The 25,382-nt window shown below is 33.4% G+C and carries 21 protein-coding genes; 17 read left to right on the forward strand and 4 right to left on the reverse strand.

Annotation, left to right across the window (positions count from 1 at the left end; genetic code table 11):
- Positions 1-130: 130 nt before the first annotated feature.
- Complete coding sequence (locus DOK78_RS08880; RefSeq protein WP_207940688.1) at positions 131-2,686, forward strand: HAD-IC family P-type ATPase; 2,556 nt, start codon at positions 131-133, stop codon at positions 2,684-2,686.
- Position 2,687: 1 nt separating this feature from the next.
- On the opposite strand, the gene DOK78_RS08885 is transcribed toward DOK78_RS08880, so the two are convergent.
- Positions 2,688-4,121: a helix-turn-helix domain-containing protein gene (locus DOK78_RS08885; RefSeq protein WP_207940687.1), complete on the reverse strand. Its 1,434-nt coding sequence runs from the start codon at positions 4,119-4,121 to the stop codon at positions 2,688-2,690.
- Positions 4,122-4,333: 212 nt separating this feature from the next.
- Positions 4,334-5,095, reverse strand: coding sequence for a helix-turn-helix domain-containing protein (locus DOK78_RS08890; protein WP_207940686.1), 762 nt, complete (start codon positions 5,093-5,095; stop codon positions 4,334-4,336).
- 175 nt (positions 5,096-5,270) lie between these two features.
- Between DOK78_RS08890 and DOK78_RS08895 the strand changes: the two genes are divergently transcribed.
- The 5 genes from DOK78_RS08895 to DOK78_RS08915 all read left to right on the forward strand — a co-directional run bounded on the left by DOK78_RS08895 (position 5,271) and on the right by DOK78_RS08915 (position 12,511).
- The gene (locus tag DOK78_RS08895; protein WP_207940685.1) at positions 5,271-6,959 is read left to right on the forward strand and encodes a hypothetical protein; all 1,689 of its coding nucleotides are present in this window, start codon (positions 5,271-5,273) and stop codon (positions 6,957-6,959) included.
- A gap of 29 nt (positions 6,960-6,988) precedes the next feature.
- Positions 6,989-7,369 carry a hypothetical protein gene (locus DOK78_RS08900; protein ID WP_207940684.1) on the forward strand — a complete coding sequence of 127 codons (381 nt, stop codon included), beginning with the start codon at positions 6,989-6,991 and terminating at the stop codon, positions 7,367-7,369.
- A 169-nt stretch (positions 7,370-7,538) separates the two neighbouring features.
- Positions 7,539-9,260: a putative basic amino acid antiporter YfcC gene (gene yfcC, locus DOK78_RS08905; RefSeq protein ID WP_207940683.1), complete on the forward strand. Its 1,722-nt coding sequence runs from the start codon at positions 7,539-7,541 to the stop codon at positions 9,258-9,260.
- A gap of 16 nt (positions 9,261-9,276) precedes the next feature.
- Positions 9,277-10,461 (forward strand): beta-aspartyl-peptidase, encoded by a 1,185-nt coding sequence (gene iadA, locus DOK78_RS08910; protein WP_207941457.1) that lies wholly within the window; start codon positions 9,277-9,279, stop codon positions 10,459-10,461.
- A gap of 343 nt (positions 10,462-10,804) precedes the next feature.
- Positions 10,805-12,511, forward strand: coding sequence for a sensor domain-containing diguanylate cyclase (locus tag DOK78_RS08915; RefSeq protein WP_207940682.1), 1,707 nt, complete (start codon positions 10,805-10,807; stop codon positions 12,509-12,511).
- A 477-nt stretch (positions 12,512-12,988) separates the two neighbouring features.
- Here DOK78_RS08915 and DOK78_RS08920 read toward each other — a convergent pair whose 3' ends face one another.
- Positions 12,989-13,816, reverse strand: coding sequence for an SDR family NAD(P)-dependent oxidoreductase (locus tag DOK78_RS08920; protein ID WP_207940681.1), 828 nt, complete (start codon positions 13,814-13,816; stop codon positions 12,989-12,991).
- Positions 13,817-14,297: 481 nt separating this feature from the next.
- Here DOK78_RS08920 and DOK78_RS08925 point away from each other — a divergent pair, with 481 nt between their 5' ends.
- Together DOK78_RS08925 and DOK78_RS08930 are read left to right on the forward strand one after the other, a co-directional pair.
- Positions 14,298-15,116, forward strand: a complete 819-nt coding sequence (locus tag DOK78_RS08925; RefSeq protein WP_207940680.1) for an SDR family oxidoreductase — start codon at positions 14,298-14,300, stop codon at positions 15,114-15,116.
- Positions 15,117-15,261: 145 nt separating this feature from the next.
- Complete coding sequence (locus DOK78_RS08930; protein ID WP_207940679.1) at positions 15,262-16,146, forward strand: LysR family transcriptional regulator; 885 nt, start codon at positions 15,262-15,264, stop codon at positions 16,144-16,146.
- A gap of 55 nt (positions 16,147-16,201) precedes the next feature.
- Here the strand turns inward: DOK78_RS08930 and DOK78_RS08935 are convergent, their stop codons facing one another.
- Complete coding sequence (locus DOK78_RS08935) at positions 16,202-16,396, reverse strand: hypothetical protein (RefSeq protein WP_207941456.1); 195 nt, start codon at positions 16,394-16,396, stop codon at positions 16,202-16,204.
- 199 nt (positions 16,397-16,595) lie between these two features.
- Between DOK78_RS08935 and DOK78_RS08940 the strand changes: the two genes are divergently transcribed.
- The 9 genes from DOK78_RS08940 (at position 16,596) to DOK78_RS08980 (ending at position 25,338) form a co-directional block, all read left to right on the forward strand.
- Positions 16,596-17,483 carry a MurR/RpiR family transcriptional regulator gene (locus tag DOK78_RS08940; protein WP_207940678.1) on the forward strand — a complete coding sequence of 296 codons (888 nt, stop codon included), beginning with the start codon at positions 16,596-16,598 and terminating at the stop codon, positions 17,481-17,483.
- Between the two features lie 207 nt (positions 17,484-17,690).
- Positions 17,691-19,562 carry a beta-glucoside-specific PTS transporter subunit IIABC gene (locus DOK78_RS08945; RefSeq protein WP_207940677.1) on the forward strand — a complete coding sequence of 624 codons (1,872 nt, stop codon included), beginning with the start codon at positions 17,691-17,693 and terminating at the stop codon, positions 19,560-19,562.
- A gap of 117 nt (positions 19,563-19,679) precedes the next feature.
- On the forward strand, positions 19,680-21,113 hold the full coding sequence (locus DOK78_RS08950; protein ID WP_207940676.1) for a 6-phospho-beta-glucosidase: 1,434 nt from the start codon (positions 19,680-19,682) through the stop codon (positions 21,111-21,113).
- 130 nt (positions 21,114-21,243) lie between these two features.
- Entirely contained in the window at positions 21,244-21,408 is a 165-nt protein-coding gene (locus DOK78_RS08955) for a hypothetical protein (protein ID WP_207940675.1), read from the forward strand.
- Between the two features lie 80 nt (positions 21,409-21,488).
- A complete protein-coding gene (locus DOK78_RS08960) occupies positions 21,489-22,508 on the forward strand; it encodes a LacI family DNA-binding transcriptional regulator (protein WP_207940674.1) in 1,020 nt (339 codons plus the stop codon).
- 94 nt (positions 22,509-22,602) lie between these two features.
- A complete protein-coding gene (locus DOK78_RS08965; RefSeq protein ID WP_207940673.1) occupies positions 22,603-23,889 on the forward strand; it encodes a PTS sugar transporter subunit IIC in 1,287 nt (428 codons plus the stop codon).
- Between the two features lie 40 nt (positions 23,890-23,929).
- Complete coding sequence (locus DOK78_RS08970) at positions 23,930-24,265, forward strand: PTS sugar transporter subunit IIB (RefSeq protein ID WP_207940672.1); 336 nt, start codon at positions 23,930-23,932, stop codon at positions 24,263-24,265.
- Entirely contained in the window at positions 24,255-24,563 is a 309-nt protein-coding gene (locus tag DOK78_RS08975) for a PTS lactose/cellobiose transporter subunit IIA (protein ID WP_207940671.1), read from the forward strand. Before DOK78_RS08970 ends, DOK78_RS08975 begins: the two co-directional genes overlap by 11 nt.
- A 64-nt stretch (positions 24,564-24,627) precedes the next feature.
- Positions 24,628-25,338 carry a tyrosine-protein phosphatase gene (locus DOK78_RS08980; protein WP_207940670.1) on the forward strand — a complete coding sequence of 237 codons (711 nt, stop codon included), beginning with the start codon at positions 24,628-24,630 and terminating at the stop codon, positions 25,336-25,338.
- Positions 25,339-25,382: the final 44 nt, after the last annotated feature.

Consider the following 25,382-nt stretch of genomic DNA (forward strand, 5'->3'; position numbering starts at 1 on the left):
TTTCATAAGTAATGTCTTTTGCTAATCACTTTTCACTTCATTTTTTTCAGACCTGACTGAAATTATCGACCAATAATAGGTGATAATTCCACCTATAATTAAGCTATCAAGAAAAGAGGGGGAATATTTCATGAAGTGGTATCAATTAGAAAATCAAGAAATCATGAAACAAATTAAGACAAAAGAAACGGGTTTGTCTACAACAGAACGTAAGAAGCGTTTAGTCGAAAACGGCTCTAATAAAATGGCAGAACGAAAGCAGTTAAAAACATGGCAGAAAATTTTAAAGCATTTTACAGATTTACTGATGCTGGTTCTATTGGCAGCTGCAATTTTAAAATTTGTAACAGGCGAATATGTCGAAGGCGGGATTATCTTTTTAGTCGTTGTCGTAAATGGTTTAGTTGGCTATTGGCAAGAGCGTAAAGCAGAAGAGTCATTGGATGGTTTGAAGCAAATGATGAGTCAAGAAGCGGTCATTTTAATTGATGGAATGAAGCAAAGTGTTTCAACTGAAGAATTAGTTCAAGGCGATATAGTGGCATTAAAAGCTGGCGATGTTGTACCAGCAGATCTTCGTTTACTTGAAGTCCATGAGTTATTAATTGAAGAATCCATTTTAACAGGTGAGTCAGAGGCTGCAGAAAAAGCTACCTTGGTATTAACAGAAGAGGCTCCTGCAGGTGATCAAAAAAATATGGCTTTTTCAGGAACCTTGGTTCAAGCAGGTTCGGCACTTGGAATTGTGGTTGAAACGGGTGATACAACAGAAATTGGAAAAATAAATCAAGCGTTACAAGCTGTTAAGCAGCAAACAACGCCTTTAGTGAGAAAGATTCATCAATTGAACCAACAAATTTTCCGAGGCATCATGGTTTTAGTTGTATTTCTCTTATTCTTTACGACATTACACTATGGGATGGAATGGCAATTAATCTTTTCAGCAATGATTGCATTAATTGTAGCGATGATTCCAGAAGGCTTGCCAGCTGTTTTAACCATGATTTTGTCAATGGGTGTGAAGGAGATGTCTGAAGAAAATGCGATTATTAAGAGTATGCCTTCTGTTGAAACATTAGGTTCCATGACGGTCATTTGTTCAGATAAAACGGGCACTTTAACTAAAAATGAAATGACGGTAGTCAATATTGCTGCCCAGCATGACGAGCGTATTTTAGAAATTATGAACAACTGTCAGGAATTAAAGTTATCAGATAATCAAAAAACTTCTGAGTTAAAAGGAAATCCGACCGAATTGGCTTTGCTACATTATGTAGAGGAGCAGACTCCCAAAGCAACGTTAAAAACAATTCAAAGCAAAATACCATTTAGCTCTAGTTATAAATATATGGCGACGCTACATCCAGAAGGGGAGCAAGCAATCATTTTTGTCAAAGGAGCACCAGAAGTTTTGCTGGATAAAACGAATTTAAGTAAAGAAGAGCGAAATAACTGGCAAGAACAAGCAATGTCCTTTGCCCAACAAGGTCAACGAGTATTAGGGTTCGCCTTTAAAAAAGTGGCACAGCATCAAGAATTAACCCACGAAGAACTGAAAGAATTAACTTTTGCTGGCTTAGTAGGTATTATTGATCCACCAAAAGAAAGCGCCATTCAAGCGGTCAAAGAATGTCAAACAGCAGGGATTGCAGTGAAGATGATTACGGGTGATCATAAAGATACTGCTCAAGCAATAGGTAAAGAAATTGGTTTGAAGCATACAGCTGTTGTTTTAGAAGGAATTGAAATTGATCAATTAAGTGAAAAAGAATTAGCAGAGCAAGTACAAAAAGTAGATATCTTTGCTAGAACGACACCTGAACACAAACTGAGAATTGTAAGTGCGTTACAAGCCAATGGGGAAATCGTTGGTATGACAGGCGATGGTGTAAATGATGCTCCGGCACTAAAAAAAGCCGATATAGGAATCGCTATGGGAATTAAAGGAAGCGAAGTCAGTAAACAAGCAGCAGATATGGTATTAGCAGATGATAATTTCCATACAATTGCTAAAGCAGTAAAAGAAGGACGCAAGATTTTTGATAATTTAAAGAAGACCATTAACTTCTTTTTACCAACTGCGTTAGCTCAAGGTCTAGTGGTAATTTTCGCACTCTTAATGAACCATCCCTTGCCGTTGACACCAATTCAAATTTTATGGGTAAACATGGTTACGACTATCACACTTTCATATGCGTTAGGTTTCGAAAAAGCTGGCAAAGATATTATGAATCGTCCGCCGAGAACTGCTGATGAGAGCATCTTATCTGGCTATAGTTTGTTTAGAGTCATATATGTTTCATTATTAATTATGATTCCAGCTTACGTTTTGGCTATGCAATTTGAGGGTCAAGCACTACAGCAGACAATTCTATTACAAAATATTGTATTAGCCCAAGCTGTTTACATGATTAATTGTCGTGAATTAACTAATCCTTCAATTAATAAAGGCTTATTCCAAAATCGACCACTCTTTCTTTCATTAGGAATTTTGACACTTTTACAAGCAACGGTTTTGTTTGTCCCACTTATGCAACAATGGATTGGAACAACTACCTTAACTAGCAGTCAACACATGATTATTTTTGCGAATGTTGCGTTACTCTTCCTAATTGTTGAAATCGAAAAAGCTCTGACGAAACGAATTACGCATCGGCAGAGCCAGATATCCAAGGAGCTTAAGTAAACTATAAATAGTGTTCTAAAGTGAGCTCGGTTAATTGCCGTAGCTCATTTTTTGTGGGTATGGTTGAAATGTAGAGATGTTTTACAGGAACAAAGTCTAAAGGAACATTCGAAACAATAATATCCTGTTTTTCAAATAGTGTTTGTTCTATTTGTGAAACTTCCAGATTTGTTAGGTGCACTCTACGACCTAGCAAATCGGTTAATTCTTGTTGTAAAAAAGCTTTCCATGCAGGTTCGCCTTGAAAAATAAAATAGACGGTCATCATTTGTGGTTGATTAGCAAACAAAGCTTGTTGTTCTAACAATGAAATGAGATTCAATAAATACGTAGGGTCATCTAATTGAATAATTGGCTGAAGAATGGGTAAAATTTCAGCATCACTTTGATAACGTTCACTGTCTTTTCGTTCTGTAAGTAATTCATGGTATTCTAATTGGAATTGTTCAGATAACCATGTTGATTCACTATATTTTAATAGAAGTAGTAATAGATTTTCTGCTAATGAGGATTGTTGTAAAGAAATCTGCGTTTGCTTGGTCACTTGCTCGGTGAGTTTATCAGCCACTGCCATTAATACAGGATAATGTTTGGCTAGTGCAATCGCGTCACCAAAAGAATTATTATAATTCCAGCTTTCTAGAAAACAAAAAAAAGCAAAAAAACTTTCATCTTCACGTAGATAAATACCTTCTTTTTCGTATAAATCCTTTAAGGGTTGCTTATACAGTTGGTACAAATAATCGTCTTCTTCAAAAGGAAACTTGTCAATTCGACAATTGACTTTCATTCGAATCGTGTTAATAAAAAACCAACATGTGCCAAAAATATGCTCTGTTTCAACGGCTAAAGAAGATTGATTTATCTGCTTTAAATAATGATAATAATGTTCTTCATGAATAGCATAATTTTCAAAAAAATAATTATTATGAGTAAAAGGTAATAACAACCGATGAAAAAAGATTCGAATCGCACTTTCATTCCCTAAAAGCTGTGCAGTTTTTGTTGTTAGCTTAATTTTAATATGATAGGTCTGTAAATAGCGATTCATCTTATTTGTATGTCGTCGAAGTGTTTCCAAAGAAAGCCCATTTTCTTGGAGAAAGTTTGCTGTAGTTAATTCCTTAGTAAAAAAAAGAGCTTTGATAAATTGAACACTAATCGATTGTGGCAAAAATAAGGTCCATAAATCATTAGTTAATTGTCTTTTTTTGTTTATTAATTGAATACCTTGGCTACTCGAATCAATTTGCCAGCCATTGGGTAATTGTTCTCGAATCAGTTGTAAATCAGAAAAAATTGTACGTTCAGTGGTTTTGATTTGTCGCGCTAGCTCTTTAACAGTAATGTTGGGATGATTGAGTAATTGCTCCAATAAGGAAACTTGGCGCTGAATATCTTTTTCAGTAATAATCTTTTTGACTAATGAATACACAGATACACATCCTTTCTACTGTAAGCATACGGCTCTTTTTAAAAAGGGTCAATTCATAACTAAAACGAGAGGTTATTAGCTTTGAAACTTTTAAAAGACTCTAAATATAGATGGGATTCTATATAAAAGGAAGGGAATTTAAATCCATCGCAAAAAAACTTTTAAAAGTTTTTTAGAAGGGTCTAACTATCAAAAAAACGAATCCGTCTGTTTTAATGGTTATTGGGAAGATTTTTCAATTCATTCCAATCTAAAATTTTGTCAGACCATAATTCCAATTGATGTAGTTTTTCTGAATCGACTTTTCTTCTGCTCATTAAATAAATGTCTTTACCGCTATTTAATCGAGGGGTAGTTAAATTTTTTCTTTCGGACTGGATATAAATAATGGATTCTTTTTTTCCACCAACTAGTGACCAATTGCCACCACCTAATAAAATTTGCAAGCTATGATCATTTGATATATTAACAAAGCCTGTATATTTTGTAAGGTTTACGAAAGGTTTGGCTGTTTTAAAATGGATTTTATATTCGACATCTTCAGGTAGGGTCCACGTTTCGTTTGTCTCAGAATTTATGATGGTTTCTTTTGGTAATATTATTTTTTCTACTTTGGTTATCTCGATATCAGATGCTTGCAAAAATGGTTGGTCAATGAGTACAAAGAAAATAAATCCTCCAAGCATAACACCTACTAAAACCAAGCCGAGAATAATACTAGTTAATTTAATGCGCTTTTTTAACTTCGTATCAAAATTTAATTCATCAAGCATTTTGGTATCTTCTTTCAACAAGTAATCTAGTGGTAATTCAAACCATTCACTCATTTTAACAACTTGATCTAAATCAGGATAACTTTTACCATTCTCCCATTTGGATACGAGCTGTCTGGTAACAAAAAATTCTTGAGCCAATTGCTCTTGTGTCAGGTCTCGCTTTAAGCGTTCGTCTTTAATAATTTTTCCGATTTTCATTTCTTCACCTAGCTATTATTTTCTCCTTTTAAGTATAGCAAACTCCTATTTTTTTCTCGCTAAATTTGAGTATTTTTCCTCGCAACAATATCGAACATGTTGATTTAATAGGATGTTTCCTTTTATTGCTTTATAAATAATTGGCATTCACCTAAGCTTTGTTCGAGGTGATAGAATGAACTTTTTTTTGAAAAATAGGCGATTAATTGGCTATCTAGGTGCTATTTGTTTATTATTTGGGCCCCAGATATTTTCGCAACAAGTTATATTAGGTTCAGATAGTCTTTTTCATTTTAATCGCTTTTATGATACTGCGATGCAAATGAAAGAACAAAATTGGCAGTATTTTATTTCGATGTATGGATTTCATGAATCAGGAAGAATTGTCAATGCGTTATATGGTCCGCTGATTGCGTACTTTCAGGGAGGCTTATTATTACTAACTGGAACATGGTTTCGTTATCAGCTTAGTAGTAATTTGTTGCTTGCTTTTTTGGCTTTTTTTTCAATGAATCAATTGTTAAAGCACTACCAAATTGATCAATACTTTCGTTACCCAATTAGTTTCTTTTTTGTGACGACCTATGCTATTCAATATTGGGTCCTTCGGCAAGGGTTTAGCAGTTGGGGGATAGCGTTATTGCCAATATGTTTAATTCCGATGAAAGAATTAATTGATAAGCGACGTTTGCCAATTGTAACAGTCGGATTGAGTGTAGCTGCCATGGTTCAGACACATTTGTTTACGAGCTTACTGTTAGTTAGCATCTATTTTCTAGTATTTATCTATGTATGGATAATGTCTAATCAGAAAATAATGTTATTCAAACAGCTAGCAAGTAGCATGATTGTGTGTGGCATTTTTTCAATGAATATTTGGTTGGTGCTGTATCAGCTCTATACTGATAATCAATTGGTTGCACCTTTTGTTAATAAAGAAATATATTTGAGTACTATCAATTATCAAAGTGCTTACTGGTTGTTGACCCCGATAAGCTTTTTGGGCGTGATATTTTGGCTAATCAAAGAAACAAGCGTGTATCGAAAAAAATTACCGAAACCGACCTTGTTTATTGGAGGTATTTCTTTAGTATATTTGCTTTTCTCCACTAATTTGATTCCTTGGAAACTACTTTCTGAGCAATCATTTAAAATCATTGAACTCATTCAATTTCCGTTTCGCTTTTTTATGCCGTTTATCGTTTTATGTGGTCTTTATTGGGGATTAATCCAGCAAAAAACACAAAAAAGGAATAAAAAAGTTGAAAAAGGCGTAGTAATTATTAGTATAATACAGACGATTTTGGTGAGTAGTTTTCACTTATTTATGCAGTATCAACAATCGCCAGCAACTTATTTAGGAAAACATGCCCGATTCACAGGAGCAGTGGTAGAAGAGGTGGTCGATAGTTTCCATTCCCATAATCTATCCGAATTGTTACAATTGGTTAACAAGTCTACGCCAGATTATGTTCCCATTTATCAAAAAACTGCTGACAATAAGTATGAACTGTATCGCCAAGAAATCATTGAAGCAAAAGGGTTTGATAAAAAGGTAAAGGATAGAAAATTAATTATTGAATGGTTTGCTTTGGAAGAAGAAACTATGGTTCCGATTGTCGCTTATAAGGGAACCGAACTAAACTTTAACCAAACAAAGTTAGAAATAGCAGATGTAACATTCAGCCCAATTGGTGCCCCAATTCTTCTTTCTCAAAAAGGCCTCAATCATTTAGAAGTAACTTATCCAGCTACTAAAAACTATAACTATTTATTTATAGTAGTGGTTGTTTTGTGGTTGGGCGTAGGAGGTTATCTAGGTGTTGAAAAGCTTAGAAAAATGTATGTTGGAAGAAGTGATTAGCTGATACTATCAAAGAGAGGTGCAAAAAAATGTCAAATACTATCTATCAAATAACAACTAATCCAAGACAGGAAAGTCAATTATTAGTCAATCCTAAACTGTTTGAAGATGAGAAGGGAAGAGTTGCAGCAGTGGCTATTCCCATAAATTGTATTCAAACAGGGATGTATCATCACTTGGAAGACATTAAATATTTCATGCTAAAAGCAGCCTTTATCTTTACTTTAGGAAATTTAGACGAAACGAGTTATTTTGAATTAGGAATCGCAAGTGCTTTAAAGAAAAAAATTTATGTTGTTTCAAAAAATAAAAAACTTTCAGCAACTGATTTAAAACTTTATATGAGTGATATCGATATAAAATTCATCAGTCCAGATGCGTTTATTGAATTACTTAATACAATCGAATAAGCAAAAGCAACCATAGCTAGTTCGCAGAGCTATGGCTTGTTTGTTAAGGCAACGCTTATTTTTCCCTGAATCTAAAACTTCTTTAATACAAGCTTTCAATCTTGAGTATTTAATGTATAATGTTATTCGTTTATGATTATTTATTCATAGAATATGTAGGAGGATTAGGATGAAGAAAGGCAAAACAGATTTAACAAAACTAAAAACACCGCATACATATGTCATTATTTTTTGTGTCGTTATTTTTGCATGGTTGCTCACGTTTTTAGTTCCTGCTGGGAAATTCAGCACAAAAGAAATTCAATATGAGGATGCGAGTGGCGGTGTAGCTTCGAGAACCGTTTTAGAACAGGACTCTTTTCGGTATGCGTATAATTTAGACACTCAATTTGTATTTGACCAACTAGAAGAATTAGTGGATAATCCTGAAGCTTTAGATACATTAGGTGTAGAAAAAGAGCAATTAGAAGCTGTTTTAACGGAAGGTGAAAAAAATCTTTCGCAAGAAAAACTAGACGAGATTGCTTTAACAGATGATGTACTTTATGAAGAATATGGCGATGCGATTTATGACACTTCTGAAAAGTTGCATAAAACAGCTAAAATTTGGGGAACCGACGATTTTGGTGGATTTGGTTTCTTGAATTTTATCTTTGAAGGGTTAGTGTCAGGTGATAAATATGGTTCGGCAGTTGGAATTGTTGCATTAATTTTAGTAGTTGGTGGAGCATTTGGGATTATCATGCGAACGGGAGCGATTGACGCAGGGATTTATGCGTTTATCAATCGCACAAAAGGATTAGAACGATTAGCTTTGCCGTTATTATTCTTTGCGTTTTCATTTGGTGGTGCTACATTCGGGATGGCCGAAGAAGTTATTCCCTTCTCGATGATTATGGTGCCATTTGTGATTGCTTTAGGATATGATTCGATTGTCGCTGTCACTGTGACTTACGTTGCTTCACAAGTCGGAAATGCAACTTCTTGGATGAGTCCATTTAGTGTTGCGGTAGCACAAGGAATTGCAGGAATACCTGTTTTATCTGGTGCCACTTTCCGTTTGATTATGTGGGGTGTAGTGACCGCTTTAGCTGCGGCTTACTTGATGGTTTATGCTGAAAAAATTCGTAAAAATCCAGAGTCTTCAATTGTTTATAAGTCAGATGCGTATTTTCGCAAACACATTGAAAATAATGTGAATGAAAGTAATGAATTTAAATTAGGACACAAGGTGATTTTACTTGAAATGTTAGTTGTTTTAATTTGGATTGTTTGGGGTGTCACACAAAAAGGCTATTACATTCCAGAAATTGCTTCTCAATTCTTTGTGATGGGTTTATTAGCAGGTATTTTTGCTGTAATTTTCAAAGTAAACGATATGGGCATCAATGATATTGCGACCTCTTTCCAAAGTGGTGCAGCAGATTTAGCTGGTACAGCAGTGGTTGTAGGGATGGCAAAAGGAATTTTATTAGTGTTAGGTGGAGCAGATGCAAGTCAATATTCTACTTTGAATACTGTTCTTCATAGTATTGGTTCTGCATTAACAGGTGTTCCGGCAGTTGTTGGAGCATGGGCTATGTACATTTTCCAAAGTTTATTTAACTTAGTTGTTACTTCAAACTCTGGTCAAGCAGCCTTAACTATGCCGATTATGGCACCTTTAGCGGATTTATTAGGAATTTCTCGACAAATTGCTGTATTAGCGTATCAATTAGGTTCAGGATTTATGGATGCTTTTACTCCTGTTTCTGCAAGTTTAATTGGTGTGTTAGGAGTTGCACGTATTGATTGGATTAAATGGGCAAAATTCCAAATCAAGATGCAAGGATTTTTATTTATCTTAGGTTCAATTTTCATTGTGATTGCTGTTATGATTGGTTTACAGTAAGGAGGATTTTTGTATGTTGAAAATTATACGTCAAGCGCACGTATATGCACCCGATGATTTAGGAATCAAAGACGTGCTTTATACAGAAAATAAAATTTTAGCAATAGATAATCAGATTGATTTGCAAGTCACTGGTTGCAAAGTAGAAGAAATCGATGGTCGTAACAAGATCTTGACTCCAGGTTTTATTGACGGACATTTTCACATTTTAGGTGGCGGTGGTGAAGGTGGGTTTCAAAACCGGACACCAGAAGTCACTTTAACACAATTGACGACAGCCGGAGTCACTTCAGTTGTTGGGTGTCTAGGAACCGATGGTGAAGGACGCGACATGACCGCTTTAATCAGCAAAGCACGCGGTTTGGAAGCAGAAGGGATTTCGACTTACGTTTATGTCGGTTCTTATCGTTTGCCTGTTAAAACCGTGACGGGCTCAATTATTAAAGACTTTTTAACAATTGACAAAATTATTGGGATTGGCGAAATTGCTATTTCTGATCATCGCTCTTCACAGCCTTCTTTTGAAGAATTTACTCGTGCCGCAGCCGACGCTCGTGTTGGTGGCATGCTTTCAGGAAAAGCAGGGATTATTAATGTTCATTTAGGTGATGGAAAAGATCGATTGAAGCTTATTGAAGAAACCGTGAATCATACAGAAATTCCAATGAGCCAGTTTTGGCCAACTCATGCCAATCGGACACCGGAAGTATTTGAGGCTTGTGTAGCTTATGCCAAGCGTGGAGGCTACATTGACTTTACTGGTAGTGAAAATCCTGATTTTTGGGAAGAAACCGATGGCGAAGTTCGCTTTAGCAAAGGATTGAAACGTCTATTAGACGAAGGTGTTTCTAATGATCGTTTTACAATGACTTCAGATGGTCAGGGTAGTTTACCTTATTTCAACGAAAAACGGGAATTTATTGGTTTAGGTGTTGGGAGTTCTCAGTCACTTTTAATTAATATTCAAGAAGCAGTTTTAAAAGAAAATATTCCATTAGAAATCGCAATTCGTGCCATTACAAAAAATCCAGCAGATATTTTGAAATTGGAGAATAAAGGACACATCACAATAGGAAAAGATGCTGATTTTTGCTTACTTAACCAAGACTTAGCTATTGATACAGTTATTGCTAGGGGGCAAACTATGGTTCAAAACAAAGAAGTTTTAGTTTATGGTACTTTCGAAAAAAATTTCAATTAAGTAAAAACATTCCGATACATGAGTCATTGTATCGGAATGTTTTTGCTTTAAATATGAGGAATAAATTTTATATTGTGTCTTAACCTATTAAATTAAAAAATAAACTTTACTAAGAACTATTTTTTAATGTTCATTAAAAATGATTTCAAATGATAAAAAGTGGTATATTGATAGTAATCATAAAAATATTTATTCCAATGAATATTTTAAAGAAAATATTCATTGGGAGTTTGTGAAAGGATAAACTAAATGTTTTTTCAAAAAACAAGTAAAAAGAAGGGGTCACTTGCAAATGTATCCGGCTATTTACAACTAATGGAATCAATTAGTTTCCCCAAATGAATTGCTAGATGAACAAGATAAAACATATATTGATGTTCCTAGTTCATGGAATAGACATCCCATAAAAAATAGTCATACTGGAAATGGGTATGCTAGTTATCGTTTAACTTTTAAATTACCAAATGATGGCGATTTTGCATTAAAGATTCCAAGAATCAGCACTGCATATAAATTATGGGTGAATGATACATTGATTGCTTCAGCAGGCAATGTTGGAGAATCTATAGAAACCGCTACTCCCCAAACTTTCTCACAAGTTGTTTTCTTTGAAGGGCATCAAGGCGAAAATGAACTTTTAATTCAAGTAGCAAATTTTCATCATCGTAGTGGGGGTTTAGTGGATAGAATTGAATTAGGTAGTGTCAAACAAGTCTCAAGATTAGAATTTGAAAGATTAGCTAAAGGATTTGCTTTGTTTGGTGCATTAGTTTGTTTAGGTGTTTATCACTTTATTTTGTTCTTTTTCCGAAGAGAAGGAAATAGTTCTGCACTTTATTTTGGCTTATTTTGTTTATTAATAGGCGCTAGAATTTTGTTGAGTGGAAATGGCTATTTATATGTTTTTTTCCCGGAGATGAATTGGGAAATTGCTCAAAAAATTCTTACTCTAACTTATTATATTAGTGTTCCATTAGCATTAATGTTCTTTCAATCGATTTTCCCTAGATATTTTAAAAATAAATGGATTAATGTTTCCAAAATAATGGCAGTTATTTTTTCTTTAAGTGTTATTTTAACACCTACCAGAATATTTACTGTAATTAGAATCGGCTATCAGATTTGGAGCATCTTGGTTATTTTGTATGTTTTATTTATTTTTATGAAGATACTCATTCATAGAGAAAAAAACAGTTGGTTAATTGGTGGCGGTATGGCAGCTTTACTAATTAGTAGTATGAACGATATTTTATTTTTTACACCTTGGATAAACGACAATAGTCAGGCCTTTTTTAAATCAATAATAGTAGGAGGAAACCTTACACCAATCGGGTTATTTATTTTTGCGTTAGCTAATTCGTTAGTAATTGGGAAACGCTTTGCCAGTGCGCTAAAAAAAGAAGAGGAAACATCAGAGGAATTAATCCAAGTAAATGCTAATTTAGATGAAATTGTAAGGGAACGGACAGAAGAATTACTTCAGATAAGAGAAAAAATAGAGCAGCAAAATTTAGAATTGGAAAGAAAAAATGAAATTTTACAACAATTTTCTTTTAGCGATTACTTGATAGGAATTGGTAATCGAAGAAAATATAATTTGATGATTGATTCTGAATGGAGTCGCTGTTTGCATGAGCAAACATCAATGGCACTTTTAATTATAGATATTGATGATTTTAAGGGATTTAATGATTATTATGGACATCAAGAAGGCGATAAATGTCTTATTAAAGTCGGCAAGACTCTCCAAAAAAATTTATTGAGAGAAATGGATATGTTAATGCGCTATGGTGGTGAAGAGTTCGTTATTATTATGACAGAGGTAAGTCAAGAAGTAGCAATGGAAAGTGCATTAAATCTAAAACAAAAAATAGAAGAACTTTCAATTCCTCATGCAACATCAAAAGTGAATCGTTTTGTAACAGTCAGTATAGGTGGCTCAGTAATAATTCCTAGTGTAGATTCTTCTTACCATGAACTATTTAAGAAAGCTGATAAAGCACTTTATCAGGTGAAAAATTCTGGAAGAAACCAAGTTCGATTTTTATGAATTTCAACTTATTTTTGACGAACTAACTGAAATATCTATGTGACAATGAAAATGAAAGAAAGTAGATAATCCACACTAGTTTCGCAATTTATTATTATTTAATTGAAGAATAAAAAATGGGACTGGTTTGCTATATGTTATTAATTGGAGCAATGATAAATTTATTTTAATTGTTTCCAGCTGTATCATGAGTAGTATTTTTGTGGATTATACGCAAGATTCGAGGAATTTGTAATAAAGCGGAGATCGATTTTTTTACTCAATTGAAAAACAATCGGAAATTTTCCGTAGTTATGAAACCGACAAAGTTAAATTTTATCGAGTAAATGGCGAAGTGTTTTCTATCAATTTAAAAAGTAAAACATGCTTTATATCTTACTAAAAAATCAGTAATAAATTACGCGAAAGACAATTTAAGTTCAATAAAAACTGGTAACAAAAAACTGAATTTAAGTTTTTGTCGCCAGTTTTTATACTTTATTTTTGTATCTCTGTGAGAAAATGGCTAAATATGGCTAAATCTTCTGGGTGATAATATTTTTGAATATGTTGTATGCGAGGTGCGCCATATAATTCTTTTAAATATTTTGGACCAATATAACTACCTGAAGAAAAATCTTCATTTATCGCTAAAATAGCTGATTGAGCTCCTTTTTTAGGGGATTGACCAAAAACATTTGTCATTTGTCGTATTACTTGCTTTTTCCATCCGGAAATTCTTCCGTCAAAAATTGCTGTATTTGAATAACCAGGATGAGCAGCTAGAACTTGCCAGCTTGGATGTTCTTTCGCAAATAATTCGGTGAGTAATAAATCAGCATATTTGCTTTGACTATAGACTTCTATGCTGGGTTGTTCAGTTATTATCTTGAGATTTAAACGTTTATGATGACCAACAACACTACTCATAAAAACACATTTAGGGTTAGTGGATTTATTTAACAGAGGAGTCATTTGTTTGGTTAATAAATAAGGGCCTAAGGTATTAGTCACCCAAACATTACTAAACGATTGCTTCATAAAAGTTACTTTCTGACCAGAATTATCAAAAATGCCAGCATTATTCATAAGAACATCGATTTTTGAATGCCGCTCTGCTAATTGTTTTGTAAATGAATAAATAGATTGTTCGGAACATAGATCTAAAGCAATCACTTCTGAACTACCGGGCAGTTTTTTTGCCATGTAAGTACCATGTTCTACATCTCTACAAGCTATAATGATATGATTGTTTTGATTAGCAAATGTTTTGGCGATTTCATAACCTAATCCACGATTGCCTCCAGTGACAATAATGTTTCTCATATTTTTTCCTCTTTTCAGTTTTTAACCTATCTGTATTGTTGCTTGTCCAAATATCTTATCATATTTTTCATTGTTATTCTTTACAGTTGTTAACTTTTTATTTGTCTTAGAGTTTAGTTAAATGTGTAAAGTGAAACTTAATCAATAGCAAAGGAAGTGAATATTGTTGGAAATTTTAATTCTGGGTGTAGCGGAACATTTTTCTTTACGCTTGAGAATAAACTGATTTTGTTTGCTCGTAAGGCTAAACAGTGAATAAAACTGATTAATCTTTATCGAGAACGAATTATTTCGGGTGATTTTCTATATGAACTCAAGTGATGGAAAAACTAAATATTGTTTATTTGAACGATAGAGCGACAGTCAAGCGGTGATTCAAGCAATGAAATAGACAAATATTAAACGCGCTCCTATTATCAAAAAAACTTGACCTCGAGTGCACTTTAACGATTATAGTAAATTAAAAAGGAGGTAATTAAAAATGAAAGATGTAGTTCTTTTAACAGGTGCTGGTCAAATTGGAATGGCAATAGCTAGAAGAGTAGGTTATGGTAAAAAAATTGTCATTGCAGATAAAAACATTGAGAATGCAAAGCTAATTGGTGAAACGATGAGGAATGCCGGTTTTGATGTTGAAGTTTGGACAACTGATATTGCTTCAAGAAAGTCAATTCAAAAATTGATTGTTCATGCACAAACATATGGTGAAATTACTATGCTGATTAATGCGGCAGGAGTATCACCAAGCCAGGCATCCATTGAGACTATTTTAAATGTTGATTTATATGGAACAGCAGTATTATTAGAAGAAGTAGGCAAAGTTATCAAAAAAAATGGCGTCGGTGTCACCATTTCTAGCCAATCTGGTTATCGAATGCCTGCATTAGGTGAAGCCATAGATCAGAAATTGGCACTTACGCCTACGGAAGAACTTTTAGATTTGGATTTTTTACAGCCAGCTGTTATTAGTGATAGCTTACATGCTTATCAGTTAGCTAAGCGCTGTAATGTCAAACGCGTTATGGCAGAAGCAATCAAGTGGGGAGCAAAAAATGCCAGAATTAATTCTATTTCACCAGGAATAATCGTTACTCCTTTAGCAATAGATGAGTTTAATGGTGAGAGAGGAGAGTTTTATAAAAATATGTTTGCTAAAAGCCCAGCAAAAAGGCCAGGAACAGCAGATGAAGTAGCAAATATGGCAGAATTGTTAATGAGTGAAAGAGGAAGCTTTATCACAGGAGCTGATTTTTTGATTGATGGAGGTGCAACTGCGGCATATTTTTATGGTGCATTATAGAAAATTATCAAATAATAATTGTATTTTTTTTATTAAAAATGCTTCGATGAAGAATCGAGGCTTTTTTATTTTCACAATAGTTTACTAAAAAGCGTATAATAGGTATGCGTAGGATGTGGATGGAATGAAAATAAGGAGATAAATAATGGAGATCAGACTATTACGATATTTTTTAGCAATTGCTTCAGAAGAAAATATCTCAAAAGCAGCAAAATTATTAGATATTACTCAGCCAACCTTGAGTCGTCAACTAAAACAATTCGAGAAATCGTTAGGTATGAAATTATTTTATAGAGAAAAAAATAAAATGCGTTTAACTGAATCAGGCCAATTATTAAAAAGCAAAGCAGAAGAAATTGTTTTTCTCAGTGATCGTATGGAACAAGAGTTTTTAAATAGAAAAGAGACTGTACTAGACGGCACAATTATGATTGGTTGCGTCGAAGCTGATAATTCAGATACTATCGCAATGTTTTTAGAAGAAATGATCAGGCAATATCCAAATGTTCGTTTTTCAATTTTTAGTGGTACAAGTGACACTATTATAGAGCGGTTAGATAAAGGATTATTAGATATCGCACTATTATTAGAACCCATCTCAGCGGAAAAATATGAAAAAATTATTTTTCCTAGAAAAGAAAGATGGGGATTGTTGGTATCATCTGAATCACTATTAGCAGAAAAAACAACTATTTCTGTGAATGAACTCATAGACATTCCTCTGCTTTGTTCTTCGCGTTTGGAAATTCAAACAATGATTCAATCATGGTTACCTTTAGAAAACCAAAAGTTAAATATTGTAGGAACGTTCAATCTTATTTTTAATGTGTTTTCATTAGTTGAAAATAAAGTTGGCTCGGCATTGACCATTGAAGGAGCAATTACAAATCGAAAAAATGAAAATATGAAATTTTTACCTATTATTCCTGAGATTCAAACGAATTGTGTTCTTATTTGGAAAAAAAATAATTTGTTAACGCCGACAATTTATAATTTTATTGATCGAATAAAAAAGGCATTTGAGTCATAATAATAAAAACACCGTTACATTTCTTGTGAAAAAGTTGTAACGGTATTTTTTATACTTAACAGACATTATTTACAATATAAGTTAGCCAAACAACATTATCTGTCATTGTTTGGACATTTTTTAAATTAGATGCAACAGGAGAATCTATCGTTAAACCTTCTTTTGTATCAAATAAAGAGGGTGTTGTAATCGAACCATTAGCAATTGGAGAAATGACAAGACTAATTTCATCGCATAAACCAGCTTGAATGAATGACCAATTTAAAACACCACCGCTATGTCAAAATGTAATCGTATATAAAATGCCTGTAAAGCATAGTTATCTGTCTTTGAGGCATTGGACGATAAAATAGATGTAGCGTAAACTACAGGTAGTTATGTATAAAAAACTTGCAAAACATGCTGAAATATTACAAAGATAGTTAACAGATAGAATAAAGGTGAGAAAGATGTATCTATTTCAACAAATTGAAGAAACTATTTTTAATTATAATGATAGTCGAAAAATAATTGGTGAATTTATATTAGCAAATGCGGAACAAATCAGTGAGCTACCTATGGAAAAAATTGCGCAAGAAACGTATACTTCTAAGGCAAGTCTTGTTCGTTTTGCTAAAAAATTAGGCTATTCTGGTTGGAGAGAGTTTGTTTTAGCTTTTAGAGAAGAAGTCATTTATGAACAAAAATATACTGGTGAAATCAATCCGAATATACCGTTTAACAAAGAAGATGACTATATGCAAATTGCACGTAATATAAAAACCTTACAAACCGAAGCATTAGAAGACACCTTGAACCAGCTGGATAAGAGTACACTTTTTAAAGCAACACAAATTCTTCTTCAAGCGGATACAATCATGTTTTTTTGTATTAGTCCGTATATTTATTTAGCAGATATTTTTAGAAGGAAGATGCTGACAATTGGCAAACACATTATTGTTACCAATCCGTTAGAAGCATCGATTGCCGCTCAATCGCTAACAGAAAAAGATTGCGCCATTATTATCTCTTATTCAGGAACAAATGATACAATTGACCCATTATCACATATTAAAGATTTGAAAGAAAATAATGTTTCTCTAATTGGACTAACGAGTGGAGGAGAAAATACGTTAAGAAATAATGCTAATGTGACATTTACGATTTCTTCAAGAGAAAAGCTATATAGTAAAATTGCTAATTTTTCTACAGAAGAATCGATTAATTATATTCTGAATACATTGTTTTCTTGCTATTTTGGCCAAAATTATGAAGAGAATTTAAAAAATAAAATTGCTAAAACAATCAAAATTGAATCAAAAAAACGATTTACTCATTTAAAAAATATTCAAGAATAAAACAATGATTATTTCACATTGTTTTATTTTTTTTGTCAAATTTCAGGATTTTGATGAAATAGTGTTTCGTCTTTATTTTTTTACTTTGAAAGAGATTGAATGCGCTTTATTTTTTTGGTATTTTCTGTTTGTTGATATCAATGTTTTACTAATTTTTTTAGAACCAACAGTCGTTCGTTGAATGAACTTATAGAGAGGAAAAAACACATGAGTAAAAAATATGAAAATTTGGCAAAAGAAATTGTTGAATTCGTTGGTGGAAAAGACAATGTTAGCAATGCTGTTCATTGCCAAACCAGATTGCGTTTTACATTAAGAGATGATACGAAAGCTCAGCGTCAAGCGCTGAAAAATACAGATGGTGTATTAGATATTGTTGAAAAGGGAGGACAATTTCAAGTCGTTATTGGAATGCATGTTGCAGAAGTGTATGAAGAAGTAGAAAAAATTGTTGGTATTCCTTCCGCAGATTCTTCAGGTGGAGAATCTGGCAAGAAGACCAATCCTTTGAACCTATTTGTTGAATTTATTACATCTATTTTTCAACCTATCTTACCAGTAATTGCTGGTTCAGGAATGATCAAAGCTGTATTGGCTATTTTAAGCGTGACGAAATTAGTAGCAGCTGATTCCCAAACCTATGTCATTATCAATATGATGGCTGATGCCATGTTTTATTTCTTACCATTCCTATTAGCCAGTACCACTGCTAGAAGATTAAAAGCTAATCCAGCTATCGCGATGGGCTTAGCTGGCGTATTGTTGCATCCAACATTGATTGCTTTAGTGACAGCAGGCGAACCAGTTCATATTTTTGGTGCACCGATGACTTTGGTTAATTATGGAACATCGATGTTTCCAATTGTATTAATTGTGTTGTGCCAATCATATATCGAAAAATTTATGAATAAAGTTACGCCAAATTCGATTAAGCTAATCATTGTTCCTATGGTCACAATTTTAATTACTGGGTTCCTAGGTCTGACTGTATTGGGCCCAGTCGGTTCATTTATTGGTCAAATTTTCTTAACCTTCTTTAATTTTATTAGTCAATACGGTCCGTGGGTCTTACCATTCATTTTAGCTACATTTTGGCCGATTTTTGTGATGTTTGGTATTCATCCAACCATTGCAACGATTTCACCCATTCAATTTGCATCGGTTGGTTATGAAACAAATATTGGACCAGGTGCAATGGTAAGTAATATTTCTCAAGGAACTGCTGCATTGGTGGCTGGTTTCCGAATGAATAAAGGGAAAGATAGACAACTAGCTTTATCAACGGGGTTTACAGCACTAATGGGAATCACAGAACCAGTTATTTATGGTGTGAACTTACCTAAAAAATATCCATTGATTGGAGGAATGATTGGTTCTGCTGCTGGTGGTTTATATGCTGGACTAAATCATGTGGCTCGTTATGGTGTAGGGCATTCAGGAATCCCTGCAATTCCATTATATTTGGGAGAAGATATTCGTAATCTCTACAATATTTTAATTGCAATTGTGATTACTATGATTGTTTCTGCTGCAGCAACATTTATTTTAAGTACACGATTTGAGAAAAAAGGTACTAAAGTAGAAGAAAATGAATTAGTTGTCGAAGAAAAAGAAGTTGTTTTGGAAGATACATTCGTAGGTAGTCCGCTTAATGGAGAGATTTTGCCTTTAAGCGCTGTGAAAGATGAAGCTTTCTCGTCTGAAGCGTTAGGTAAAGGATTTGCAATTCAACCAAGTAATGGACGCGTAGTTGCCCCTTTTGATGGTGAAATAGTAACGATTTTCCCTTCAAAACATGCAATTGGCTTAGTTTCAAATGCAGGTGCCGAAGTCTTAATTCATGTTGGGTTAGATACCGTGCAATTAAATGGTGAACACTTTGAAGCTTATGTTCAGACAGGTGATAAAGTGAAAAAAGGCCAATTATTAGTTGATTTTGAATTAGATAAATTAGAAGAAAAAGGATTTGTCACACAAGTTCCCATTGTTGTGACGAATACACATCAATACGCATCAGTTGAAGTCATTAAACAAGGTAAAGTAACAGAAAATGTAGATGTTTTAAGAGTTCAAGTATAACGTATAGAGTGATTGAGAATAGGACGTATTCTTTATTTCTCAATCATTCTATTTAGAACACAACAAGTTTTTGACTATAAATGTTACAACAAACTATATAAATTTGGAGTGAATGAAATGACTGGATTAAGCAAAGATTTTCTTTGGGGAGGTGCCACAGCTGCGAATCAAGCGGAAGGCGGCGCACTTGAAGGTGGTAGAAAATTAGCAAATATTGACATGCTGCCAACTGGACCAGATCGTAAAAAAATTGCGGCTGGTGATATGGAAATGTTGGAATGGAAGGAAGATTACTACTATCCTGCGAAAGAAGCCATTGATATGTATCATCGTTACATGGAAGATATTAAATTGTTTGCAGAAATGGGCTTCAAAGTTTATCGTATGTCTTTATCGTGGTCTAGAATTTTTCCGGATGGAGATAATGCTGAACCAAATGAAGAAGGATTACAATTTTACGAAACTATTTTTAAAGAGTTAAAGAAATATGATATTGAACCGTTAGTAACGATTGCTCATTTTGATGTGCCATTAAATTTAATTAAAAAATATGGTTCGTGGCGTAATCGAAAAATGATTGACTTTTATGTGCATTATGCTGAAACAGTCTTAAATCGTTACAAAGGCTTAGTAAAATACTGGTTAACTATTAATGAAATTAATATTTTGTTGCATTCGCCATTTGTTGGCGGAGGAATTATCTTTCAAGAAAATGAAAATCGTGAACAAGTGAAGTATCAAGCTGCGCATCATCAACTAGTTGCCAGTGCTTTAGCAACGAAAATTGCCCATGAAATTGATCCAGAAAATCAAGTCGGTTGTATGTTAGCTGGAGGGAATCATTATCCCTATACTTGTCGACCAGAAGATTATTTTGAAGCGATTACTCGTGATCGTGAAGGTTATTTCTTTATTGATGTCCAAGCACGTGGGAAATACCCTAATTATGCATTAAAACGTTTTGAACGTGAAGAAATTGTGATTGAGATGGAACCAGAGGACAAAGACATTTTAGCCGCTGCACCAGTTGATTTTGTTTCGTTCTCGTATTATTCGTCACGTACTGTTAGTGCCTATGCAGAAGATTATGAACAAACAACTGGAAATATTTTTGCAACAATTAAAAATCCTAACTTAAAATCTTCTGAATGGGGCTGGCAAATTGACCCTCTAGGACTAAGAAATGCCTTGAATCAAATGTATGATCGTTATCAAAAACCATTATTTATCGTAGAAAACGGGTTAGGGGCGGTAGACGTTCCTGATGAAAATGGTTATGTCGATGATGAATATCGAATTGATTATTTACGTCAACATATTGAAGCCTTTAAAGATGCTGTAGAAATTGACGGTGTTGAACTATTAGGATATACCACTTGGGGCTGTGTCGATTTAGTCGCTGCAAGCACCGGTCAAATGAGTAAACGTTACGGATTTATTTATGTGGATCGAGATGACGAAGGAAAAGGTACTTTAAATCGTACCAAGAAAAAATCTTTTGATTGGTATAAAAAAGTGATTGCTACAAACGGTGAGGATCTGAGTAGCTGATTTATATAAATAATGTAACTGCCCATTCCTTTTTGATGGGCAGTTACATTATATTGGTGAGTATAATCATCTAATGATTCACTTGAAAATAGGATGAATGAACTCAAATAAAATAGGATGGGAGATATATATGAAGAACAATAAAATGAAAACGCTTTTGTCGTTAACTTTAGGAGTATCTCTTACAGGATTAGTAGCTTGTGATAAGAATACAGAATCAACAAATACAACTGATTCCATTACAGACAAGGGGACTGAATCCATTGTATCTATTTATTATTTACTATTTTTTTAAAAATTAGAATTGACAGAAGATAAAACTTTTGCTATTATTCATCCATAAGGAAAACGTTTACCTTTTATGGAGTGATACTAATGACTGAAAAAAGAATGTCGATTAAAGAGTTAGCAAAAATCACGGGATACTCAGTAGCTACAGTTTCTCGTGTCTTAAATAACAAAGAAGGGAAATTTTCAGAAAAAACTAGAGAAAAAATTCTAGCTGTTATTGAGGAAACAAACTATGAAACAAATTCTATTGCTAAAAGTTTAAGGATGCAGAGGACCAATACGGTGGGAGTAATTTTACCAGATTTAAGTAATGCATTCTTTGCTCGCTTAGTACAAGAAATTGAAACATTGCTTTCTTCAAAGGGGATGACTCTAATTATCTGTACAACGAATCAAGAAAAAGAAAAAGAAGTTCAATATTTAAAGATGTTAGAAGGAAAAATGGTAGATGGTATTATTATGATTTCTGGAAACAATAGTTCACTAAATCCTGTTTTTATTAAAAATAAGGGAGTTGTTTTTATAGATAGAGACAACTCTAGTGAAAATAATATTTCAAGTGTTCACTCTGACCATCGTTATGGTGGGAAGATAGCTTGTCAGAAATTGATAGCTAATGGTTGTAAAAAAATTGCTTTCGTTACTCAAGAGGATGTACAAATTACACAGAAAATTTTTGAAGGCGTTTTACAAACAACAAAAAAACAAAGCATAAAATTTGATGAAAGTAATAGTATTCTCATTACTTCAGATGATAAATTTTCTAAAACGGGTGCATCAAACTCAATTATATCAGGATTAATTAAAGAAAATAACTTCGACTATGATGGGGTAATATGTACTGATGATCGATTAGCAATAGGAGTAATTTTAGCTTTACAAGCACATAATAAAAAAGTACCAGAAGAGGTTAAAGTTATTGGTTATGGCAATGATCCCATTGCAAAATATTTTACGCCAAGTCTAAGCAGTATCAGGCAAGATTATCTGCATTTAGCTAGAGAATCGGTAAATGAATTACTTTATCGAATCGAAAATAAAGCAGAAAAATCGTATGATATTACAATCCCAGTTAGTTTAATCAATAGACAGACAACTATATAATCTTTGACTATTCAAAGATTATATAAATTTATTCAAAAGGTAATCGTTTACCTAAAATCTAATAATATAATTTTTAAGATTGTGAGGAGAAAAAATGGAAAATAATACAAATTCTTCAGGAAAAATGGAAAAATTGGCAGAAAAATTAATTGAACCTCTTGGTAAATTTGCCAACAATAAATTTTTGCTAATTATGAGAGATAGTTTCATGGCTGTAATGCCAGTAATTATTATTGGTAGTATGTTCTTACTATTTTCAACTTTAGGACAGGATTTATCAGGTAATGGTCCGTTAATTCCGGCTATGAGTGGTTTATCCGGAAAGTTAGATGTTGCTTATGGATTAACGATGAATTTAATTGCCCTTTATGTTTGTGTCACAGTAGGATTAGCGTATGCAAATATGTATAAACTCGATCAAATGGCAGCTTCAGTGATTGGACTTAGTTCGTTTTTATTATTATGTATCAATTCTATTGAAGATAAAAAAATAGATGTTTCTTCGTTTAGTTCAAGCGGAATGTTTGTAGCGATTGTATCTGTATTTGCTGCAATGTCTTTTTATCGTTTTTGTTTAGTTAAAAATATTCGAATTAAAATGCCTTCTAGCGTACCACCAGCTGTTGGAAATGCATTTTCTTCACTCCTTCCATTATTTCTAATTATGTTATTCTTTTGGACTGTGCGCAGTGTATTAGATATTAATTTAGTAGAAGTATTTAACTCGCTATTAAAACCAGTGATTGATGCTGGTGATAATATTTTTGCCTTCACATTATATAAAGCTGCAAATAATTTTTTATGGAGTTTTGGAGTGAATGGTTCTGGAATGTTAGGTGGTATTTTTAAACCATTGGAAGCACAATGGTTATTAGATAATGCCAATGCATTTGCTTCAGGAACACCAATTGCCGATTTACCGCATATTTGGACAACGCCATTTAATCGTATGGTCACTTGGACATCTGCCGCTTGGGGATTAATTTTCTGGTTATTTATTTCTAAAGTGAAATATCATAAAGTAGTAGGAATTGCGTCAGCTCCATCAGCTTTCTTTTCGATTGCGGAACCACTAATTTTTAGTTTGCCGGTCATGTTAAATCCGTTTCTAATGATTCCGTGTATCTTGGCTCCTGCAATTGCCGGTTTTGTTGCTTATTTAGCTACTATGTTAGGTTTTGTAAATCCAACCTTTATTGATATGCCATTTGTTACGCCACCTCCAATTTTGGGATTTGTTTCAACCGGTGGTGATTGGCGTGGAGTTGTCATCGTTCTGGTCAGTTTCTTAATTGGTATTTTAGTTTATTGGCCATTTTTCCGAGCGTATGAAAAATATGAATTAAAGAAAGTACAAGCAACAGAAACTATCCAAAGCTAAATTTTGAATTTATAAAATAAAGAATAAAGAGGTGTATCAAATGACAAAAAAAGTTATTATGCTCGTTTGTTCAGCAGGAATGAGTACAAGTATGTTAGTGACTAAAATGCAAGATGCAGCAAAGGCAAAGAATTTAGATTCTGAAATTTTTGCGGTATCAGCTTCTGATGCAGATAATCATATCAAAAATAAAAAAATAGATATTTTATTGTTAGGCCCACAAGTACGTTTTATGGAAAAGCAATTTAAAGAAAAATTAACACCACTAGGTATCCCAGTGGCAGTTATCAATATGTCAGACTATGGCATGATGAATGGCGCGAACGTTTTAACAGATGCCGAAAAATTAATAAAGGAGTATGAACGTGGAAGATAAAAATTTAGAAGCCATCATGGGCTTAATCATGTATGGTGGAAATGCTAAAAGTGATGCAATGGAGGCAATTGCTGCCGCAAAGCAAGGTGAGTTCAAAATAGCTGATCAAAAAATCAAAGATGCAGAACACTCTTTAGTTGAAGCGCATCATTCGCAAACGGGTCTTCTAACACAAGAAGCCCAAGGGAATTCAATGACTGTTAGTTTATTAGCAGTTCATTCGCAGGATCATTTGATGACAGCTATTGCCTTTACGGATTTGGCAAAAGAAATCATTGATATCTATCAACGTTTATAAATGATTTTTTATTTAATTAAATAAATTAGTCTTTTGGTTTAGCTATTAGGAGGGAGTTTTAATTTTGGGATTAAGAAAACAAGTAAGAAGATTAGTTTTAGATAGTACGTTGAATACAAGAGATTTAGGCGGATACATGACTGTTAATGGTGAAGTAACCAATTTTGGTGTAGTTTTAAGGTCAGATGTACCGAATGAACTTACTGAACATGATAAAACAATTTTAGAGGAATATAATATAAAAACGGTAATTGATTTAAGAGGAAAAACACATTTTGAACAAGAAATAAATGATTTTAGCAAAAAAGAAGATGTTGATTTCTATAATATACCTATGTTAGGTGGCTTTAAAGAATTAGAAAAAATCAATACTAATCATAATGTGAATTCATATGAAACATTAGCCGAATTGCATGAAGAAGCGCTTTTAGAAGTGTTTACTGTCATTGCTAACCATACAGAAGGGGCCATATTGATCAATTGTAAGGCTGGTAAGGATCGAACAGGAATGATTAGTGCACTGTTATTGATGTTATGTGGAGTCCCTGAAGACGACATTATTGCAGATTATGAAATCTCATATACTTTAAATAGAAAAAGATTCGAATTTGATGAGAAGGTTCCTAGAACTTCCTACTATTTATCTCCACCTAAAAATATGAGGAATTTTATTGAATATGTGCAAAAAACAAAAAAAGGGCCGGAACAGTTTTTACAAAATTTAGGTGTATCAGAAAAACAAATTGTATCAATCAAAAAGTTACTTTTACAATAAAGTTGTGAGTAGAGACAAGAAAACACATCTTGTCTCTATTCTTA

Source organism: Enterococcus sp. DIV2402 (assembly GCF_017426705.2).
In the GTDB taxonomy this organism is placed as follows: domain Bacteria; phylum Bacillota; class Bacilli; order Lactobacillales; family Enterococcaceae; genus Enterococcus_F; species Enterococcus_F lowellii.

Excerpts from the sequence above, each read along its gene's own strand:
- DOK78_RS08880 (WP_207940688.1), top strand. The coding sequence starts at position 131 with ATGAAGTGGTATCAATTAGAAAATCAAGAAATCATGAAACAAATTAAG.
- DOK78_RS08890 (WP_207940686.1), bottom strand. The coding sequence starts at position 5,095 with ATGAAAATCGGAAAAATTATTAAAGACGAACGCTTAAAGCGAGACCTG.
- DOK78_RS08895 (WP_207940685.1), top strand. The coding sequence starts at position 5,271 with ATGAACTTTTTTTTGAAAAATAGGCGATTAATTGGCTATCTAGGTGCT.
- DOK78_RS08900 (WP_207940684.1), top strand. The coding sequence starts at position 6,989 with ATGTCAAATACTATCTATCAAATAACAACTAATCCAAGACAGGAAAGT.
- yfcC (WP_207940683.1), top strand. The coding sequence starts at position 7,539 with ATGAAGAAAGGCAAAACAGATTTAACAAAACTAAAAACACCGCATACA.
- DOK78_RS08920 (WP_207940681.1), bottom strand. The coding sequence starts at position 13,816 with ATGAGAAACATTATTGTCACTGGAGGCAATCGTGGATTAGGTTATGAA.
- DOK78_RS08925 (WP_207940680.1), top strand. The coding sequence starts at position 14,298 with ATGAAAGATGTAGTTCTTTTAACAGGTGCTGGTCAAATTGGAATGGCA.
- DOK78_RS08930 (WP_207940679.1), top strand. The coding sequence starts at position 15,262 with ATGGAGATCAGACTATTACGATATTTTTTAGCAATTGCTTCAGAAGAA.
- DOK78_RS08940 (WP_207940678.1), top strand. The coding sequence starts at position 16,596 with ATGTATCTATTTCAACAAATTGAAGAAACTATTTTTAATTATAATGAT.
- DOK78_RS08945 (WP_207940677.1), top strand. The coding sequence starts at position 17,691 with ATGAGTAAAAAATATGAAAATTTGGCAAAAGAAATTGTTGAATTCGTT.
- DOK78_RS08950 (WP_207940676.1), top strand. The coding sequence starts at position 19,680 with ATGACTGGATTAAGCAAAGATTTTCTTTGGGGAGGTGCCACAGCTGCG.
- DOK78_RS08955 (WP_207940675.1), top strand. The coding sequence starts at position 21,244 with ATGAAGAACAATAAAATGAAAACGCTTTTGTCGTTAACTTTAGGAGTA.
- DOK78_RS08960 (WP_207940674.1), top strand. The coding sequence starts at position 21,489 with ATGACTGAAAAAAGAATGTCGATTAAAGAGTTAGCAAAAATCACGGGA.
- DOK78_RS08965 (WP_207940673.1), top strand. The coding sequence starts at position 22,603 with ATGGAAAATAATACAAATTCTTCAGGAAAAATGGAAAAATTGGCAGAA.
- DOK78_RS08970 (WP_207940672.1), top strand. The coding sequence starts at position 23,930 with ATGACAAAAAAAGTTATTATGCTCGTTTGTTCAGCAGGAATGAGTACA.